General features: G+C 56.9%; 16 protein-coding genes. 14 read left to right on the forward strand and 2 right to left on the reverse strand.

Annotated features, from left to right (window positions below; translation table 11 throughout):
• Window position 1: 1 nt before the first annotated feature.
• The 12 genes from AAFM46_RS05550 (at window position 2) to dapF (ending at window position 14,270) form a co-directional block, all read left to right on the forward strand.
• On the forward strand, window positions 2–1,693 hold the full coding sequence (locus AAFM46_RS05550) for a ribonuclease J (RefSeq protein WP_343319978.1): 1,692 nt from the start codon (window positions 2–4) through the stop codon (window positions 1,691–1,693).
• Window positions 1,694–1,782: 89 nt separating this feature from the next.
• The gene (locus AAFM46_RS05555) at window positions 1,783–4,728 is read left to right on the forward strand and encodes a DNA translocase FtsK (protein WP_343319980.1); all 2,946 of its coding nucleotides are present in this window, start codon (window positions 1,783–1,785) and stop codon (window positions 4,726–4,728) included.
• A gap of 76 nt (window positions 4,729–4,804) precedes the next feature.
• Window positions 4,805–5,461, forward strand: a complete 657-nt coding sequence (pgsA, locus tag AAFM46_RS05560) for a CDP-diacylglycerol--glycerol-3-phosphate 3-phosphatidyltransferase (protein ID WP_343319982.1) — start codon at window positions 4,805–4,807, stop codon at window positions 5,459–5,461.
• A 3-nt stretch (window positions 5,462–5,464) separates the two neighbouring features.
• Window positions 5,465–5,959 carry a CinA family protein gene (locus AAFM46_RS05565; protein WP_283531105.1) on the forward strand — a complete coding sequence of 165 codons (495 nt, stop codon included), beginning with the start codon at window positions 5,465–5,467 and terminating at the stop codon, window positions 5,957–5,959.
• Window positions 5,960–6,103: 144 nt separating this feature from the next.
• A complete protein-coding gene (locus AAFM46_RS05570; protein ID WP_343319984.1) occupies window positions 6,104–6,544 on the forward strand; it encodes a helix-turn-helix transcriptional regulator in 441 nt (146 codons plus the stop codon).
• Window positions 6,545–7,037: 493 nt separating this feature from the next.
• Complete coding sequence (locus AAFM46_RS05575) at window positions 7,038–7,259, forward strand: DUF3046 domain-containing protein (RefSeq protein ID WP_283531103.1); 222 nt, start codon at window positions 7,038–7,040, stop codon at window positions 7,257–7,259.
• A gap of 363 nt (window positions 7,260–7,622) precedes the next feature.
• On the forward strand, window positions 7,623–8,675 hold the full coding sequence (recA, locus tag AAFM46_RS05580) for a recombinase RecA (protein ID WP_283531102.1): 1,053 nt from the start codon (window positions 7,623–7,625) through the stop codon (window positions 8,673–8,675).
• Window positions 8,676–8,683: 8 nt separating this feature from the next.
• The gene (locus AAFM46_RS05585; protein ID WP_343319986.1) at window positions 8,684–9,211 is read left to right on the forward strand and encodes a regulatory protein RecX; all 528 of its coding nucleotides are present in this window, start codon (window positions 8,684–8,686) and stop codon (window positions 9,209–9,211) included.
• Between the two features lie 60 nt (window positions 9,212–9,271).
• Window positions 9,272–10,597, forward strand: a complete 1,326-nt coding sequence (locus tag AAFM46_RS05590) for a hypothetical protein (protein WP_283531100.1) — start codon at window positions 9,272–9,274, stop codon at window positions 10,595–10,597.
• Between the two features lie 206 nt (window positions 10,598–10,803).
• A complete protein-coding gene (gene miaB / locus AAFM46_RS05595; RefSeq protein ID WP_343320372.1) occupies window positions 10,804–12,336 on the forward strand; it encodes a tRNA (N6-isopentenyl adenosine(37)-C2)-methylthiotransferase MiaB in 1,533 nt (510 codons plus the stop codon).
• An 11-nt stretch (window positions 12,337–12,347) separates the two neighbouring features.
• Complete coding sequence (gene miaA, locus AAFM46_RS05600) at window positions 12,348–13,280, forward strand: tRNA (adenosine(37)-N6)-dimethylallyltransferase MiaA (protein ID WP_343319987.1); 933 nt, start codon at window positions 12,348–12,350, stop codon at window positions 13,278–13,280.
• A 57-nt stretch (window positions 13,281–13,337) separates the two neighbouring features.
• Entirely contained in the window at window positions 13,338–14,270 is a 933-nt protein-coding gene (gene dapF / locus AAFM46_RS05605) for a diaminopimelate epimerase (RefSeq protein WP_343319989.1), read from the forward strand.
• Between the two features lie 44 nt (window positions 14,271–14,314).
• Here dapF and AAFM46_RS05610 read toward each other — a convergent pair whose 3' ends face one another.
• On the reverse strand, window positions 14,315–14,953 hold the full coding sequence (locus AAFM46_RS05610) for a methyltransferase (RefSeq protein ID WP_283531097.1): 639 nt from the start codon (window positions 14,951–14,953) through the stop codon (window positions 14,315–14,317).
• A gap of 155 nt (window positions 14,954–15,108) precedes the next feature.
• Here AAFM46_RS05610 and hflX point away from each other — a divergent pair, with 155 nt between their 5' ends.
• Entirely contained in the window at window positions 15,109–16,767 is a 1,659-nt protein-coding gene (hflX, locus tag AAFM46_RS05615; protein ID WP_283531096.1) for a GTPase HflX, read from the forward strand.
• On the forward strand, window positions 16,760–18,787 hold the full coding sequence (locus AAFM46_RS05620; protein ID WP_343319991.1) for an ATP-dependent DNA helicase: 2,028 nt from the start codon (window positions 16,760–16,762) through the stop codon (window positions 18,785–18,787). The genes hflX and AAFM46_RS05620 overlap by 8 nt, the downstream gene beginning before the upstream one ends.
• Window positions 18,788–19,230: 443 nt before the next feature.
• Here AAFM46_RS05620 and lexA read toward each other — a convergent pair whose 3' ends face one another.
• Entirely contained in the window at window positions 19,231–19,920 is a 690-nt protein-coding gene (gene lexA / locus AAFM46_RS05625) for a transcriptional repressor LexA (protein ID WP_283531201.1), read from the reverse strand.
• Between the last annotated feature and the right edge of the window lie 145 nt (window positions 19,921–20,065).

Here is a 20,065-nt window from a genome sequence, read left to right on the forward strand (position 1 = left end):
CATGAGTCAAATGACCGAGCCCGGGCTGCGAACACCACCCACACTGGACAAGGGAACTTTGCGCATAGTTCCGTTGGGCGGCATTGGTGAGATTGGCCGCAACATGACAGTCTTTGAAATGGACGGCAAGCTGCTCATAGTTGATTGCGGCGTGCTGTTCCCTGAAGAGGACCAGCCCGGTGTGGACGTGATCTTACCCGACTTTTCCTACATCAAGGACCGTTTAGAGGACATTGTTGGAGTAGTCCTTACGCATGGTCACGAGGACCACATCGGCGCGGTCCCGTACCTTTTGCGTCTGCGTCAAGACATCCCCCTGATCGGCTCGCAACTGACACTGGCATTCATCGAAGCCAAGCTAATTGAGCATCGCATCAAGCCGTGGACGTTGACTGTCAAAGAGGAGCAAGTCGAACAGCTGGGCCCATTCGCGTGTGAGTTCATTGCCGTAAATCACTCGATCCCTGACGCGCTAGCTGTGTTCATTCGTACTGACGGTGGCACTGTGCTGCACACGGGCGACTTCAAGATGGACCAGCTGCCCCTTGATGGGCGCATTACTGACCTGCGCCACTTCGCCCGGCTGGGGGAGGAGGGGGTTGATTTGTTCCTCGTTGACTCAACCAACGCCGATGTGCCCGGTTTCACCACCAGTGAGGCAGAGATTGGGCCCACGCTCGAGGGACTGTTCGGCAAAGCCGACAAACGCATCATTGTCGCTAGCTTCTCTTCCCATGTCCATCGCGTGCAGCAAGTGCTCAACGCTGCAGTATTGCACGATCGCAAAGTTGCCTTCGTGGGGCGTTCAATGGTCAGGAACATGGCCATTGCCGCGAAGCTGGGCTATTTGCACGTGCCGGCAGATGTTCTTGTTGACCTGAAAAACGTAGATAAGCTTCCAGATAATAAAGTTGTTTTGATGTCAACAGGTTCACAGGGTGAGCCCATGGCCGCACTGTCACGCATGGCCAACGGAGATCATAAGATCATAGTGGGCAAGGGCGATACAGTCATTTTGGCCTCGTCACTGATCCCAGGCAATGAAAACGCTGTGTTCCGGATTATTAACGGTCTGCTCAAGCTTGGCGCCGACGTCATCCACAAGGGCACTGCCAAGGTTCATGTGTCAGGTCATGCCGCTGCGGGGGAGCTATTGTATTGCTACAACATCCTGACGCCCAAGAACGTCATGCCAGTGCATGGGGAAACCAGGCACCTCATCGCCAACGCCAATATCGCTATCTCATCCGGTGTCCCGGCAGAAAACGTGCTGCTCACCGACGACGGCTCTGTTATCGATCTAAAAGACGGCGTGGCCAAGATTGTGGGCCAGGTGGAATGTGGTTTTGTTTACGTTGACGGTCACAGCGTTGGCGAGATCACCGATGCCGATCTCAAAGACAGGCGCGTACTTGGTGATGAGGGATTTATTTCCATCATCACTGTGGTTAATCGGGCCACCGGGAAGATCGTCTCTGGTCCAGATATTCATGCTCGCGGTGTTGCCGAAGATGAATCCGTTTTTGATGAGATCAAACCCAAAATTGCGGCAGCTCTTGAAGAAGCTGTTATGGCTTCAACCGATCACACAACCCACCAGCTCCAGCAGGTTGTACGCCGGGTGATTGGCACCTGGGTCAATCGTAAGCTGCGTCGACGCCCAATGATCATCCCGGTGGTGCTGGAGGCTTAGCCGCTCCGGATGGTGTGTGTGCTTGCCACCACGTGTTCTTCGCTGGCCAAATCCGCAGGATCCCGCGCTGCGGACGGTACCGTTGGACTATGGCGACTCGTTCTTCCCCCGCCCGTTCGTCCGTCGGTCAGCAGGGTGGCGCTTCACCGCGCACCGCAAAGACCACAAAGACGCCGGTAACACGCAGCAAACCTCCCGTTCCCGAGCCGGAGGTGCGTTTGGTGTGGCCAGTGCGCATGGTGGTGGGCTTGTGGCAGGGCACGGGCCACTTGATTGGAGGCGCCATCCGCCGCATGGGAACCGACAAAAGCGCCATGCCCGCCCACGAACGTCGTGACGGTTCGGGACTGCTGTTCATTTTACTTGCCATCATTATTGCCACTTTTGAGTGGTGGGGACTTTCCGGAAACGTTGCCGACGCAGTGCAGGGTGTTGTGCAGGGCAGCTTTGGCTGGTTCGCCGTGCTGCTGCCACCAATGTTCCTTATTTTTTCTGTCTTAGTTTTTAGGCAGCCAACCGACATGTCCACGAATAATCGGGTGGCGCTGGGCTTTTGTATCCTGACACTGGCTGGCTGCGCCTTGGCGCATGTTGCCGCGGGCAACCCCAACATTGCTGATGGTTTTGCTGGTGTCAGTGCGGCCGGCGGCATGGTGGGTGCACTCAGTGGAGGCCTCGTGGCCAAATTGGGTTCCGTTACCGCAGTAGTGTTCTTCTCCGTTGTTGCCTTCGCCAGTGTGCTGGTATTAACCAACACACCGGTGCGCCACATTCCGGCACGTTTGCGCGGTGCCTACGAGAAACTCATGGGTAGCGCACCGGAGTCGGATTATGACGTGGACGGGACTGGCCACGATCAAAGTTACTTGTACCAGGACAACCACGACGGCGCCAACCCGCCGAAGAAGCCGCGAGGACTGCGGGCCCGACAGAAGGCTGCCCGTGAGGCGGAGAATGATGATGTTCTGGGTATTGAAGCATTCGATACCCCTCTCATAGACGCGGACGAGGATGAAAACCAGGCCCCGGCGTCGGCCAATGCCTCACTGCGGCCAGGGGTGCGCCGGCCAACCAGAGATGAGTTGGCAGCGGATAAGATCAAGGCCAGGCAGGGACTTCCCACCACCAGCGAAGTTTTTGACGGCCAGCAGAACACGGAGCCCGTAACCGAAGCGATCGGTATTGTTGCCGCAAACGCGGCCAGGGATGCTGCAGGCAACCCTGCAGCTAACGCAGACGGCGTTGGCTCAGTGGTAGATCGCACCATTGCGGCCCCGCCACGAACGGCCCCAAGTCCCATCCCGGCCCGCTCGGAACAACTCCAACTTTCCGGAGACGTCACCTACACGCTGCCGGGTTCTGAACTTTTGCCGGCAGGGCCCCCAGGGAAGGACGCCACCGCAGCCAATGACACAGTGGTGGCGGCACTGACAGATACAATGCAACAATTCAACGTTGATGCCAAGGTCACAGGATTTAGCCGCGGGCCCACAGTTACCCGGTATGAAATTGAATTATCTCCGGGCACAAAAGTTGAGCGTGTCACTGCGTTGAGCAAGAACATTTCCTATGCCGTGGCGTCATCGGATGTACGAATCCTGAGCCCCATCCCGGGAAAGAGCGCCATTGGCATCGAGATCCCTAACGCCGACAAGGAAATTGTGGTGCTAGGGGACGTGCTTCGATCGGCTAACGCCAGGCGGACCGAACATCCAATGGTTATGGGGGTGGGCAAGGACGTTGAAGGCGGCTTTGTCGTGGCAAACCTAGCCAAGATGCCGCACCTTCTTGTTGCCGGTGCAACCGGTGCTGGTAAGTCATCGTTTGTGAACTCCATGATTGTTTCCATCCTGATGCGGGCCACCCCAGATGAGGTGCGGATGGTGATGGTTGACCCCAAGCGTGTTGAATTGACGGCCTATGAAGGCGTCCCGCACCTGATCACCCCCATCATTACCAACCCTAAAAAAGCCGCCGAAGCCTTGCAGTGGGTAGTACGTGAGATGGATACCCGCTACGACGACCTGGCGAATTTTGGTTTCAAGCACATTGACGAGTTCAACAAGGCAGTGAAAGCCGGCAGCGTTCATCCGCCGGTTGATTCAAAACGCGTTATTAAGCCATACCCGTACCTCTTGGTGATAGTCGATGAGCTCGCGGATTTGATGATGGTTTCTCCGCGCGATGTGGAAGATTCCATTGTGCGCATCACCCAGCTTGCACGTGCCGCCGGTATCCACTTGGTTCTTGCCACACAGCGTCCCTCAGTGGACGTTGTGACAGGTTTGATCAAAGCCAACGTACCTTCGCGGATGGCATTTGCCACCTCATCCGTCACTGACTCTCGAGTTGTCCTTGATCAGCCCGGTGCAGAGAAACTTCTAGGCCAAGGTGACGCCCTGTTCCTTCCTATGGGCAAATCCAAGCCTGTCCGTGTGCAGGGTGCATGGGTCACAGAAGCTGAAATCAAGAGCGTCGTTGACCATGTCAAGGGTCAGCTGAAAGCCACTTATCGCGATGATGTTGCTACCGAGGCGCCCAAGAAAATCATCGAAGATGACATCGGTGATGACATGGACGTGCTGCTGCAGGCAACTGAACTGGTGGTGACTACACAGTTCGGCTCAACATCGATGCTGCAGCGAAAGCTGCGTGTTGGGTTCGCCAAGGCCGGCCGGCTCATGGACTTGTTGGAGTCCCGCGGGGTAGTGGGTCCCTCTGAGGGATCCAAGGCACGCGATGTACTCGTCAAGCCGGATGATCTTGCCGAAACCCTCGCCGCCATTCGCGGTGACGGAGCCACCCCGGCAGTCTCAGGCAGCGATCCTTCGTCCGAAGGATCAGGCGCCCCTGGCGTTGACCCCAAGATTGCCGCACTTGCCGATAACGCCAATGCCAACCATGGTTGGGGAGGCGATCTTGTTGCGGATGACCTAGCCAACCGGACCCAAGTGGTTGACTACAACGATGGCGCAGATGTAACAGGTGACGATGAAGAGGGTGGCGAGGACGCATGGTCATTGACAGGACATTAGCGCTTGTCAGGACATTAAAGTTGGCCAGACGATGCAAAAATCGTCCTGCCGTCCTATTTGCCGATAGCCTTGCACAGTGAGTGAAACGGTGGCGCCACGCCCTTCGAACTGGAACCTACCCAACGCGTTGACGCTTTTGCGCATCGTGTTGGTGCCATTTTTCATCTGGGCCTTCGTGGCGGACGGGGGTGCCTACGGGCAACTGCGGTGGTTGGCGGCAGCGTTGTTTGTGGTTGCTATTTACACAGACAAGCTCGACGGCGATATCGCCCGGGCGCGTGGACTTGTCACAAACTTCGGGAAGATTGCGGATCCTATTGCCGACAAACTTCTCATTGGTTCCGCGCTTGTCATGCTTTCAGTTGTAGGGGAGCTGTGGTGGTGGGTCACCATTGTGATGCTTGTTCGCGAGCTGGGCATTACCCTACTGCGCTTCGTGGTGATCCGTTACGGGGTGATGGCGGCGTCAAAGGGCGGCAAGCTCAAAACCGTCATGCAAACTTTGGCGATCTTCGTTTACCTCCTGCCTGTGACTCCGGCACATTCTTGGCTCTCAATTCTTGCTTTGGTTCTCATGCTGGCGGCCCTTGCCGTCACAGTGGTCACAGGAGTGGATTACGTGTTGAAAGCGTGGCAGCTGCGTAGGTCTGGTCGCATTGGTGCCGGGCTTGAGAGTGCAGGGCCTGACAGTGCGGAGCGCGCAAGCACCGATGACTACAAAGAGCAGGGGTAGCGGATGTTGACTGAGACGGGTTTGGCTGCGCTGATCGCTTCAGCTGTGGCGGCAGATATCACTGTTGCTACCGCGGAGTCGCTTACTGGGGGGATGGTGGCGGCAACTCTCATTCAGGTTCCGGGTGCTTCAGGGATGTTTCAAGGCGGTGTCATTGCTTACCAGAACGTGCTCAAGGAACGTTTGCTGGGAGTTTCCTGCGAATTATTGGAAAGCCGGGGGGCAGTGGACGCCGAGGTTGCCTGCGCCATGGCGTTGGGAGCCTGTGCAGCAGCTAGTTCCCGAGTGGGCATCTCAACCACTGGTGTTGCCGGTCCGGAACCGCATCAGGGCAAGGAAGTTGGCCATGTTTATATAGGTGTCGCCCTCGACGGCGAGGCACAATCCTATGAGTATCATTTTGGTGGTGACAGGGAAATGATCCGTTTACAAGCCACCCAGGAAGCCATTTCACTGCTTGAACAAGTCATTAAAGCTGCCGGGGAACAAAAGTTGTGACTAGATAGTTAGTCATAGTGAACGCAAAATGGTTCCTTCCCCTTTAGGATAGGAACACGAAGCGTCTCTAAGTACCGTCCGGTAACTTTCGGAAGGTGCTATTCAATGAAGTGTGTTAACTGATCTAGGAGTAAGGCGATACCGATGGTGAAACAACCCGTATCCGTAAACGGCGTAGTGCGCTGGCGGGATGTGGGTTTGACAGACGAAAAACCGCATCAGCAGAAGGAGCGCAAAATGGTGGTATTACGCCACGAGATTGGTGATGTTCTTCGAGATGTGCGTCAACGTCAAGGCCGCACCCTCCGCGAAGTTTCGCACAATGCACGTGTCTCACTGGGTTATCTAAGTGAAGTGGAGCGCGGACAAAAAGAAGCCTCCTCAGAACTGTTGGCCTCAATTTGTTCCGCACTTGAAGTGCCTCTCTCGCTTATGCTTCGCGAAGTAAGCGATCGTTTGGCCATCGCCGAAGGCGTGGCTGTCCCGGACACTGTTCCCCAAGATTTCGCTGCCCGCTATGGCAGGGACTTGAATGAGGAACTCTCCGATGAACTAAGCAAGGGCTTAATGTCCAACGCTTTCTGATCCCGGCTGGCCTGTGACCAAGGACAACCCCCAAAACTAGACTGGACCTTATCCTTCGGGAGAGGTCCAGTTTTTTCGTCTATGAGGTTTGTGCTGAGGCTGTTCCTCTGTCCGTCCGGGTCAAGGAATCATGGCCACTATCAGGGACGGCTGCCAGTACGGACCCAGCGACATCGATGCAGCACCTCGAGAAACCCGATGTGGCGTGCCGCTTATCTATAACTGTGCAGGTTTTGTGAACGTCGGGAGGATAAAAGCGGCGTCTGTTTTCTCGCTCAAAACCGCAACAGCACTGAGCTCAATGAGTTGGGCACCTCCATCCTCCGCGTCCATTGAGCATAATTTCTTCCAATGCTGCAAGGTGTCCCACGATCTCAGCTGCCTGCGGAAGGGTGCCAGGAGATATCGGGGGGACATTCGAGGTCTCGAAAACAACTGACTATGGATTTTATCAACGCGATTATCAAGACGACGGGCATGCGAGAATGGTGGAGTGCGAGTAAGTGAATTTTGGCGATTGATGGATGACGAATTTAGCCCCTCCTATTCCCGGGTACTGGCCCGAGACCTGGTGCTCAGTGGTGTGGGCGGGAATACCGCAAGTGAGGCCCTTCGTGCTGGCTTTGAGCCTAAAGAGATATGGCTTGAGGTCTGCAAAACTCAGGATGTCCCGCAAGAGCGGTGGTTGGGCCGGGACATTGCCCCCAAGAACTAAGGGGAGCAAGGGTCAGACTGTGCAGCGTGCAGCATGCAGTTCCGACACGCCGTGCAGATAGACTGAAATGTTCGAATATCTATTCGATCGAAAGTACAATTTACAGTGTGCTGTGCTGTGTGAACCATAAAGTTCTCCACAATTTCGCAGTTGAGGTTCGGTAGCCACAGACAATGTCAGACCCTTGAACTAGCGTTTTAGGTAGAAGTAGAAATTGCAGGCCCGTGTAGTTAGCGGGAGCCGGAAAATCGGTGAAGAACATTAGCGTGCATCAGCAATGCATCAAACCACTAACCGTGCGTTGCGTCACTAGCGCAGCGGCACAGGGCCGGAAACGGCGCAAAAGAAAGACCGAGGTGAATCATGGCCGCTCCCGCAGACCGTGAAAAAGCGCTGGCAGCAGCACTGGCTCAGATTGACAAGCAATATGGCAAAGGCTCAATCATGCGCTTGGGTGACGATATCCGCGCGCCCATTGAGGTGATCCCTACCGGGTCGATCGCTTTGGATGTGGCGCTGGGGATTGGCGGACTGCCACGTGGGCGTGTTGTAGAAATCTACGGACCAGAGTCCTCTGGTAAAACCACGCTGGCTCTGCACGCAGTGGCTAGTGCACAGAAGCTTGGAGGCATTGCTGCCTTCATTGATGCCGAACACGCGCTCGATCCCGACTACGCCGGAAAGCTGGGCGTGGATGTTGATGCATTGCTGGTTTCTCAGCCTGACACCGGTGAGCAGGCGCTGGAGATCATGGACATGCTGATCGGGTCAGGCTCGCTGGATGTCATTGTCATTGACTCCGTTGCGGCTCTGGTGCCCCGTGCCGAAATCGAAGGCGACATGGGCGATAGCCATGTGGGTCTCCAAGCCCGACTGATGAGCCAGGCGTTACGTAAGATCACCGGACGTCTGAGCCAAACCAAAACCACTGCGATCTTCATTAACCAGCTGCGTGAAAAAATTGGTGTCTTCTTTGGTAGCCCAGAAACCACAACAGGTGGAAAAGCGCTGAAGTTCTATGCGTCAATCCGCATCGACGTTCGCCGGATCCAAACTTTGAAGGAAGGTGCGGATGCCGTCGGTAACCGCACCAAAGCCAAAGTTGTCAAAAACAAGATGGCTCCACCGTTCAAGATCGCCGAGTTCGACATCATCTATGGTGTGGGCATCTCGCGTGAAGGCGGAATCATTGACATGGGTGTTGAGCACGGAATTATCCGCAAATCCGGTTCCTGGTACACCTACGACGGTGACCAGTTGGGGCAGGGCATGGAAAACTCCAGGCGTTTCTTGAAGGATAATCCCGAGCTTGCAGATGAGCTTGAACGGCTCATCAAGGCAAAATTGGGTGTAGGTGTCCTGACCGAAAGTGAACCCGAAGCTGAACCGAAACTCAAAACAGTCGAGGGCTTCTAGGCGCGTCCATGAGCAACGCACGACCGGAACGCAAACTGGACCCGGGTGCCAACCCGGCATCCGCGGCCAGAGCCATAGTTCTGCGCCAATTAACTCATTCGGCCAAGAGCAGGTTCCAGCTCAGCCAAAAACTCGCCGAACGGGATATCCCGGAGGATGTGGCCGAGGCCGTGCTTGATCGATTTGTGGCTGTAAAACTGATCGACGACAGTGAATTTGCCCAGATGTGGGTACGCAGCAGATCTATGCACAAGTCGTTGGCTCGGGGTGCCTTGCAACGAGAACTGGCGGAGAAGGGCATTGACCCTGAACTGGCGTTGGAGGCGCTGGAGCAGATTGATGATGACACAGAGCGGGGCCAGGGCAAAGAACTTATCCGTCGTAAAGTCCGTGGCTCAATGGCACTGGCCGACCGGGAAGAACGCGATAAGTACACCCGCCGCTGGGTGGCCATGTTGGCAAGGAAGGGTTACAACCCTTCCTTGGCTTTCCAACTAGTCGGCGAAGTCATTGACGAGCACCTGGAGGAGAGCTAACGGTGGCCAGAGAATGCAATGTCAACGGCCGCTTCCTGGAAGCGGCTATGCTAACCACATATGAGTAACCGCCTGCCTAAACTTCATCGATTGTTTGCCGTCCCCATTGCGGTCGGTTTTTTTCTCGTCGGCACTATGACAGCAGTCCCAGCCCAGGCTGAGGATGCACCCCCTGCGGGCTTCCCCAGTTGGGCTGATGTACAGCAGGCGAAAGGCGACGCCGCAGCAACAGCCAATGAAGTTTCTAAAGTATCTTTAATACTTGACTCTCTGGACCAAAAGTCCGGGGAGTTGGGCGATGCAGCTGTCCAAGCCGGGGCGGATTTTGCTCTCACCCAAGGCAAGCTCGATGCGGCCACGGCTGAGGTGTCTCTACTGAACGCGCAGACTGCTCGTGCAGCCGAACAAGCCTCTAAGTTCAAAAAAGAAGCTGTTGCTGTTGCAGTGCAAAGCTACAAAAGCGGTGGGGCCGGCCTGGGCTTGTTTGCCACAATCTCAGTTTTGGAGTCCCCTGACAGCCTCAACGGTGCCGACATGCTCCATCAAGTAGGTGAACGCGCAGCCATCAAACAAGCGCGGGCCAATGCAGCCCTGGCAACCGCCGCCTCTTTAGAGAAGACTCGCAAAAGCGCAGAGTTGGCACAACAACGACTCACCTCCGCGGCTTTAGGCGCTAGGGACTCCGCCGTTGCTGCACAGAAAGCAGTAACCGAACAACTCGAGAGTAAAAAAGCCCAGAGCGGCACGCTTGTGGCGCAATTGGCCTCGCTAAACAACACCTCCGTGGCCAAGGAGCAAGAATTCCGGCAGGGGCAAGTGGCTCTGGCAGCCTACAATCAGGCGCAAGCTGCCAAACGCCAGGCTGCCGCAGAGGAAGCCGCCCGCCGTGCCGAGACTCAAAAGCAGCACCCCCCACCCCGCAACCCGGCACCCCACAATCCTGCCCCAAATCCACTTCCAGGAAATCCGGTACCCAACCCCGGCCCGGTTGCACCACCACCGCCCGCCGATCCAAATCCAAACGGCGGCTTCATCCCGGTTGAGGTGCTGCTTCCGAACATCCCTGGCGGGGCAGTTAACAACCCTGCCGGTGCGCAAGCGTATGCCGCTGCCCAGCTGGGTGGATATGGGTGGGCGCAGGATCAGTTCCAGTGCTTAGCCCAATTGTGGGAACGCGAATCTAATTGGCGAACCAATGCAACCAATCCATATAGCGGGGCTTATGGCATCGCCCAAGCTTTGCCACCGGGGAAATACGGCACAGCAGGTGCCGACTGGCTGACGAACTACCGCACCCAGGTCAACTGGGGCTTGGGCTATATCAAAAACCGCTATGGGTCACCCTGTGGTGCTTGGGGTCATTCGCAGTCCGTGGGCTGGTACTGACTCACTGGAGCCGCGGGTCTGTTAGACACGCCCTGTTAGACACGCCCAGTTAGACACGCCCAGGCGCTGGCTCAAGCGCAGTCGGTAGCTCCAATCCGCTCCCGGTTTAGCGGATACGTCCCCGAAGGTCTTAAGCTTGGGTGGTGAGCCTGATCCAAGACAGCGTTGATACGTCCGCAAGCCCAACCAGAACCAGCAACACAGCCATCCTGCAAACAAACCCCCGCACGTACCAAGTGCGGACCTATGGTTGCCAGATGAACGTCCATGACTCCGAAAGGATGGCCGGATTGCTGGAGACAGCGGGCATGGTGGCCGTTGAGGAAGCCGGCCCCGCCCGCGTTCTTGATGCTAACGGTGACGCCGTTCCTGACGTGGTGGTCTTCAACACGTGCGCTGTGCGTGAGAATGCGGACAACAAGCTCTATGGCAACCTGGGCATGCTGGCCCACATCAAGGAACTCAACCCCGGTATGCAGATTGCCGTTGGTGGTTGCTTGGCACAAAAGGACCGCGACACGATCCAAAAGCGTGCACCATGGGTTGACGTTGTCTTTGGAACTCACAACGTCGGTGCACTGCCTGTGCTGCTGGAGCGTGCCAGGCACAACGCCGACGCGCAAATGGAGATTCTCGAGTCATTGGAAGTGTTCCCATCGACACTTCCCACCCGCCGCGACGCTGTGTACTCAGGATGGGTCAGTATCTCAGTGGGTTGCAACAACACGTGTACGTTCTGCATTGTGCCCTCACTGCGAGGTAAAGAAAGGGACAGGCGTCCCGGCGAAATCCTTGCCGAAATCCAGGCTTTGGTGGACGACGGCGCCATCGAGGTGACGCTGTTGGGTCAGAACGTGAACTCCTATGGTGTCGAGTTTGGTGACCGGCTTGCTTTTGGTAAATTGTTGCGAGCCTGCGGCGGGATCAAGGGCCTTGAACGCGTCCGCTTCACAAGCCCACACCCCGCAGCTTTTACTGACGATGTCATTGCCGCCATGGCAGAGACACCCAACGTCATGCCCCAGCTACACATGCCACTGCAATCGGGCTCGGATAAGGTGCTCAAGGACATGCGTCGGTCCTACCGGTCAAGTAAATTCTTGGGAATACTTGACAAAGTTCGTGAGCAAATACCACATGCCGCTATCTCAACTGACATCATCGTGGGATTTCCTGGCGAAAGTGAAGAAGATTTTCAGGCCACTCTTGACGTTGTTGAAAAGGCACGTTTTGCTACTGCCTTCACCTACCAGTACTCCAAACGTCCTGGGACGCCGGCCGCGGATTTACCCGACCAACTGCCCAAAGAAGTAGTGCAGGAACGATTCTTGCGCCTGACAGCCCTGCAGGACAGAATTTCCATGGAGGAAAACGCCAAGCAGGTGGGCCGCGAAGTTGAGGTTATGGTCACTGCAGGATCAGGGCGCAAGGCCGCACAGACAAATAGACTCTCCGGCCGAACCCACGATCAACGGCTGGTGCATTTCAGTGTCCCCGACGGTGGAGAAACTCCGCGCCCCGGTGATCTTGTCACCGTCACGATCACATCCGCCGCTGCGTTCCACCTGGTAGCTGACCCAGCGAATGCAACCGCCTACGGATTGCGCCGCTCCCGAGCCGGTGACGCCTGGGATCTTGCGCAAGCGGATTCCTGCGGGGTACCCTCCGCGGCAGGCTCTGATGGGACGCGTCCCAAGGTCAGTTTGGGTATGCCGTCCCTGCCGCTGCGCACTGCGTGAATAGGAAAGTCATGGCAGGTTCGGCGAATGAATTGGCTGTTGTAGCAGTTGTTGGGCCCACTGGTTCTGGAAAATCAGAGCTTGCCCTGCAGCTGGCTGAGCGCTTTGACGGTGAGGCCATCAACGCTGACTCGATGCAGTTTTACCGCGGTATGGACATTGGCACAGCCAAGTTGGCAGAGATTGAACGCCGTGGCATCCCACATCATCTGATGGACTTTCTTTCTGTTCGTGAAGACACCACGGTGGCGCTCTATCAGCAGTTGGTCAGAACCGCTATTGCCGATATCCGCTCGCGAGGAAAAGTGCCCATCCTGGTGGGCGGCTCGGGACTGTACGTCAGGGCAGGCCTTGACGTACTTGAGTTCCCAGGTACCGATCCGGCGATTCGTGCAACACTCGAGAGCGAGTTGGAAAGTGCGGGGCTTGCCGTCCTGGCTGCCCGGCTCAAGAGTGTGGATCCCATATCAGCGGAAAGGATAAACGATGCCAAACGAGTGATCCGGGCACTTGAGGTGTTCGAACTAACGGCGCGACCCTTTAGCTCGTTTATGCCCACCCGCGAGTATGCCAATCCCACCATCCAAATTGGTCTTAACGGTGACCGCGCGGAACTCCATGATCGGTTGGCGTCCCGCGTCCACTCCATGGTCCGCTCAGGTCTGCAAGACGAAGTTCAAGCTCTGATTCCTGAAGGACTTAGGGACGGCCGGACAGCACAGAAGGCCTTGGGATATCAGCAGTTCCTACGTGTTATTGATGGTGAGTCCACACCCGCCCAGGCAGCCCAGGAAACCATTGTTGCCACACGGCAGTTTGCCCGCCGTCAACTCACCTGGTTCCGTGCGGATCCAAGGGTGCAGTGGTTTGACTGGTCCCAGCCGGACTTGGCGTCAGCGGCAGCCGCCCTGGTGAGTGCTAGGCAAGCTGACCAGAGCACATAATCGGCGTTCCGACGTCGCGCATTCAACGCCTTGGTCTGCGTGCCCTAGGCTTAATGCATGACTGAGTCCCCGACACAATTAACAGGCACGCGCTTTGCCAAAGGCCACGGCACCGGTAACGACTTTGTCCTGGTTGCCGATCCCGACGGCGTGCGCAGCCTCACTCCGGAGCAGATCGTCCTGCTGTGTGATCGAAACCGCGGCATTGGCGGGGACGGGCTGATCCGTGCTGTCCGCTCGCGGTACCTTCTTGAGGGTGTGGCCTTGCTGACTGAGCAGCCCGACGCCGAATGGTTCATGGACTATAGCAACGCAGATGGCTCACCCTCCGAAATGTGTGGCAACGGGGTCAGGGTATTCGTCCACTTCCTTGTGACCGAAGGACTTGTCACGCTGGCAAGTGGCGCAACGCTAAACATTGGCACCCGTGCAGGTATCAAAAGTGTGACACGCACCGACGGTGGATACCGGGTGGACATGGGCCCCTGGGATTTTATCCACCCTGTGCTTGCCGCGGAACGTGGCATGGATTCGCTGGTTGACGCCGCCGGACTGCCAGTGGAGCGCCCTGCCCTGTCGATCAGCATGGGCAACCCTCACACGGTCGTGGCACTTGCCGATCTGAGCGAACTGGCCGGCACAAAGCTCACCGCAGCACCGGCAATAAACCCAGTTCCACCGCATGGAAGCAACGTTGAGTTTGCTGTGCCTGCGGAGCCCTTGGTGGTTGGCGGGATCGGACACATTAGCATGCGCGTCCATGAACGCGGTGTGGGGGAGACGCTCTCCTGCGGAACCGGGGCCTGTGCGGCCGCTGCCGCACTGCGTTTCTGGGCTGGTGATGAGGCCCCGGACGATTGGGCCGTGGCGGTTCCCGGCGGTGTGGTGGGAGTGCGGTTCTTCACGAATCCAGACGGACGTGAGCATGTTGAACTCAGCGGTCCGGCCGTGATCGTTGCTGAAGGTGTGCTTTTAGATGAGTTGGGCTAAAACTGCCCGTAGTGAACAGCGACTCCGGCCGGAGCCCACGGCACCTAAGGTTTACTCCGCGTGACCTTCAGAATCCTGAAGGCCTTATTGGTGGAGTCGCGGGAAACTTTGAGCCCGGCCTCGGGGAAGCGTTCGGCAAGCTCTGCTATCAACCAGCGCTGGAGAGAATCTGAACCGAGGTTCTTTTGAACCACCAAATAGGCGTTGCCATTGTGGGCAAGGCGGGGCAGCCACATCAACAGGATTGAATGCAGCTCCGACTTGCCTACTCGGATCGGTGGATTAGACCAGATGGTGTTGAAACGGATATGCGGATCAACGGCGTCAGGTGTTGATGCACGAACATTCTCAAGCCCCAGCGCTTTGGCGTTATCCGTGGTCAGCTCAATGGAGCGTTCGTTAACGTCCACGGCATACACCGTTGCTTCGGGGGAGCGCAGTGCCAAACTGAGAGCAATGGGCCCCCAACCACAGCCTATATCCAGGAGATTCCCAGCCGACGACGGCGGCGGCGCTTCTGAGAGCAGGATAGTAGTGCCCTTATCGACACCGTCAGGACTAAAGATGCCCCCTGCCGTCTGAAGCGCACGTACCTCACCAACCAAAACCACGCTCAGTGGACGGCGCTTCATCGGAGTTGACGGTTGTGAACTGAAATAGTGCTCTGCACCCTGAGTACCCATAGTCATGCCAGATTAGTGCGAAAAACGCAGATTGTGTATCTAGGCCCACCTAAGCGCACCGTGAGCACGGCACGTTATCCACACAAAAAATATCCTCAAGGTGTGAGTGTGGGCGGACCGGACTAAGATCGTAGATAAGCCCCTATAAGGAGAACATGTCCAACTCATCTGCACACAATGGTTTCGAAGACAGCAAACTGCCCGAGTCTGACAGGAGTGCGTCAACGGCGGGCTCCGATCAGCCCGATAAGGACTTGTCCGTGACCGAGATCGAGGCCGTCATTGACCGGATCCTCGCAAAGGATGCGGCCGCTGGCCGTGCTGTGCGTGCCGACGAAGAGTCTGAGGCTCAAGACCCCTATGAGGGTTCCCCTTCTGCCCGCCCCTTATCAAAGCGGGCACAAGCCGTATCGTCGCTGGATTTCCAGCACAGTAATTTTGACGGCGACCAGTCCGAACTAGCCGAACGCAATGCGTTGCGCCGCCGGGCAAGTTTGTCCACGGAACTAGAAGATGTCTCCGAAGTTGAATACCGCCAACTCCGGCTAGAACGGGTCGTGCTGGCAGGACTATGGTCCCAAGGGACCATGGCAGATGCCGAAAACTCTCTGCGGGAACTGGCTGCACTTGCTGAAACGGCCGGCTCAGAAGTCCTCGATGGGCTTGTTCAGCGCCGTGCCAAGCCGGACCCCGCAACATTCCTGGGCCAGGGAAAGGCGCAGGAGCTCAAGGAGATTGTTTACGCAACGGGAGCTGACACAGTCATCATTGACGGTGACTTGGCACCGTCTCAGCGACGCACCTTGGAGGAAGTCGTCAAGGTTAAGGTCATTGACCGGACGGCGCTGATCCTGGATATTTTTGCCCAACACGCGCAGTCCCGCGAAGGGCGGGCGCAAGTGGAGCTGGCACAAATGGAATACCTGCTGCCACGACTCCGCGGTTGGGGTGAGTCGATGTCCCGCCAGGCCGGCGGCCGGGTGGGTGCTGCAGGCGGTGGAATTGGATCCCGTGGCCCCGGTGAGACCAAGATGGAACTGGACCGACGCAAAATCCGTACGAGGATGGCCAAACTGCGTCGTGAGATCGCGGCAATGCGTCCAGCACGGGAGACCAAACGAGCCAATCGTAAACGCAACAGTGTCCCGTCGGTTGCGATTGCCGGGTACACCAACGCGGGTAAGTCATCTCTGCTGAACCGGCTGACCAATGCCGGGGTGTTGGTGGAGAACGCGTTGTTCGCCACGCTGGACCCCACTGTGCGTAAAACCGAGACCTCAGATGGTCTGGGTTACACGTTGGTTGACACCGTTGGATTTGTCCGATCGCTACCAACCCAATTGGTTGAAGCATTTAGATCCACACTTGAAGAAGTAGCGGACGCAGATCTGATACTCCATATTGTGGATGCTTCTCACCCTGACCCTGAGGGGCAAATCTCAGCAGTTCGGGCAGTCTTCGCTGAGGTTGGGGCACTGCAAATCCCTGAAATTATCATCCTGAACAAGGCTGATATTGCTGATCCGTTTGTTGTTGAACGACTTCGCCAGCATGAGCCGCGGACAGTAGTGATCTCCGCGCGGACCGGCCAGGGCATTGAGGAATTACTTGAGGCTATTAGCGAAGCGATTCCGCACCCAAGCGTGACGCTGACATTGTTGATCCCCTATGAACGCGGGGATGTTCTGAACAAGCTCCATCGCAGTGATGCTGAAATCATCAGTTTAGAACATGGTGAGCTCGGCACGCTGGCCAACGTGAGGGTTCGCGAAGACTTGGCTGCCGAGGTTGAACCTTTTGTCCAGCATGCCTGAAAGCAAATTGTCACAGCAGGCCCTGGAACTATTGGACAGAGCAGTTGAATCCATGGGTGGTCAACGCCGCGACGGGCAGCACGAAATGGTCCGGAGGGTGGTTAGCGCCATTGAAAGCGGTGATCACTTGTTGGTGCAGGCGGGCACTGGCACGGGTAAGTCTCTCGCCTATCTAATACCGCTCATCGTCAATGCCTTCAGCAGTGACAAGCCGGCAGTTGTGGCCACGGCAACGCTGGCGTTACAGTCTCAGATTGTGGGCCGCGATGTACCACGGCTCTTGGCTGCCTTGGCCCCGGTGTTGCCGAGGCCCGTGGATGTGGCTCTGGTAAAGGGGCGCAGTAATTATGTCTGCAAACATAAACTAGGCGGCGGATTCCCCACTGAAGACACAGGTGAAGGGGCGCTGTTCAGCCTGGGTGAGGACACCAGTGTTGCTCACCTTCCAGGGGCGAGCTCGGGGCCCACCTCGCAACTGGGTAAAGAAGTGGTGAGGTTGCGTGAATGGGCAGAGGACACCGAAACGGGAGACCGGGATGAACTTGTTCCGGGTGTGACTGACAGGGCTTGGCGGCAGGTCTCGGTCACCTCTATGGAATGTTTGGGCGCGCAGAAGTGTCCGCTCGCCACAGAGTGCTTTTCTGAACTGGCTCGTGCGCGCGGCGCGGAAGCCGACATAGTAGTGACCAACCACGCCATGCTTGCCATCAGCGCTTTTGAGGGTATAGCTGTGCTGCCTGATTACGATCTCGTGGTGGTAGATGAGGCACATGAACTCCACGATCGAGTGACCGGCGCTGTGACCGGTCAACTCTCTGTGCAGATGGTGCAGGCCGCGGCCTCGAGCACCCGCAAGCACACCGGCGTTTCGGTTGAAGCCCTTCATGCCAGCGCAACGGCTTTGGACATGGTTTTTGCAGGCGCAGCTGAAGGGCTCCTGCCCAACGGGCTCAATGATGAGCAAAGCCAAGTGATTGAGCAAGTGCGTGATGCCGTACGAGCGGCGTTGTCGGATTCAAAGCCTGAAGGTAATTCGGCAGCGGACGGTGGACGCTCCATTGCCCGGTCACGTTTGAACTTGATCTTTGACCTGTGTGAACGCCTGCTTTCGGCCAATGAGGCTCGAGAAGTGGTGTGGACCTCCCGACCTGGCACGTTCGTACCCGGAAAGGGCTACCAAAAAGCGGACGCAGGCGAGCCAGCAGTCATCAATATTGCACCGTTGAGCGTTGCCATGAAGCTACGTGAGGGCCTATTCGCAGATAGAACAGTGGTGCTGACCTCCGCCACCCTGGCGATAGGTGAATCATTTCAGGCCACCGCTGGAGGTCTGGGGCTTCTGGGTCCCAGCGCCCCCAGCTGGACTGGTGCAGACGTTGGCTCTCCGTTTGACTACCAGAAACAAGGCATGTTGTATGTTGCAGCTCACCTGCAAAAACCAGGATTTGGAATGTCTGGCGAACAGCTTGATGAACTGGAGGCCCTCATCACTGCTGCAGGCGGCGGAACACTTGCACTATTCTCCTCGCGACGCGCGGCAGAAGATGCGGCTGAGAAGTTACGAAAGAAGCTCAAAGTAAAGATCCTTTGCCAGGGTGATTCCTCGATGTCAGGACTTATTAGAGAATTTGCCGAGGAATCAGACACCTGCCTTTTCGGGACGATGTCGCTTTGGCAGGGAGTAGATGTTCAGGGTGCCTCCTGCAGACTTGTTGTCATAGACAGGATTCCCTTCCCCCGTCCCGATGATCCACTGGTTACTGCCAGGGCAAGAGCGGTGGCCCAAAGTGGTGGAGACGGCTTTATCGCCATCTCGGCCACTCATGCGGCTGTCCGCTTAGCGCAGGGTGTGGGGCGTTTGATTCGTTCAAGTGAAGACAGGGGTGTTGTGGCAGTCCTGGACTCCCGCCTAGCCAACGCTAGCTATGGAGGATTCTTGCGGGCAGCCCTGCCACCGTTCTGGGCGACAAAGGACAGGGCCGTGGCACTTTCAGCGTTGCAACGGCTCTCAGGGAAGTAGTAAGCAACCGGTAGCCGCCGGGCGCCAGTAATTGGCGAACAACCTCCAGTGAGTGCTAGGCAGCCGTGGCGGGCAGCCACCAACAAAAACCCACAAGGCGGGGCCGGGCATTGTGTCCGGCGCATATTCCTTGGCTACACTCTTTCGGCCCCACTCTTTCGGCACCGGTCTTTCGGCACCGGAACTGATGGTGGCTTTATCAAGGCCACCATCGGCTCAGGTTAGGAGATTCAGGCGCCAAGGCCTGCAGGCGCGTGGTTATGAGGACCGTTTCCCCTTGAGGCTCACTATCCGTTCGCTCACTGTCTGTCGGAGCGCTGTTCATTGGTGCGCTGTTTATTGGAGGGCTCTTTGTTGGTGCGTTCTCTAGTTGGTGAGCCCTGGCTTTGCCGAGTCTCGAAGCGCCTGGCTCGAGACCGTGCGGCACTAGAGACTGTGCGGCGCTAGAGACTGCGAAGGACAGAAACCACTTTGCCCATAATGGTCGCGTGATCTCCCAGGATGGGTTCGTAGCGGGTGTTCTGGGGTAATAACCAGGTATGGCCATCGCGTTGCCGGAATGTCTTCACGGTGGCCTCATCCTCCAGTAGCGCAGCCACAATGTCCCCATTGTTGGCTGTTTTTTGCTGGCGTATAACAACCCAATCGCCGTCACAGATGGCGGCGTCGATCATGGAATCACCCTGGACTCTGAGCATGAAGAGTTCCCCGCTGCCCACGATCTGCCGAGGCAGAGGCATGATGTCATCCACGGATTGATCGGCCAGGATGGGTCCACCAGCTGCGATGCGTCCCACAAGTGGCACAAATGCCGTGTCAGAGGAACTGCTGAGTTCGGAAAAGTTCAGCCCGTTTGAACTGCGTAACTTGGACGGAGAGCTAACCCCCTCGATTTCTACCTCCCCAATGTCCAGTACCAGCGGTATGAGGACTTCCATTGCGCGTGGGCGCTTGGGGTCGCGACGTAAATAGCCGTGGCGTTCAAGCTGGGTCAACTGGTGTGTGACGCTGGACAGGCTCGCCAGCCCCACGGAGTCGCCGATCTCACGCATGGAGGGTGGGTAGCCCTTGTCTGCTATGGAGCGCTGTATGCACTCCAGGATCTTCTTCTGCCGGACTGTCAGTCCCTTCATACCGGCGCGACTAGGTGCCTGAGGGATGCGGTGCGGAGGTTCTGGAAGCGCCATGGTTCCGGGGTCCTTTCGTGGCTGCCCTGAACAATGTCAGTGCCTGCTGGTGGACTGCATGTAGCGGCCAATCCTTGTCTAACAAGTTTAA

Origin of the sequence: Arthrobacter sp. TMP15 (genome assembly GCF_039529835.1) — a bacterium.
GTDB lineage: Bacteria > Actinomycetota > Actinomycetes > Actinomycetales > Micrococcaceae > Specibacter.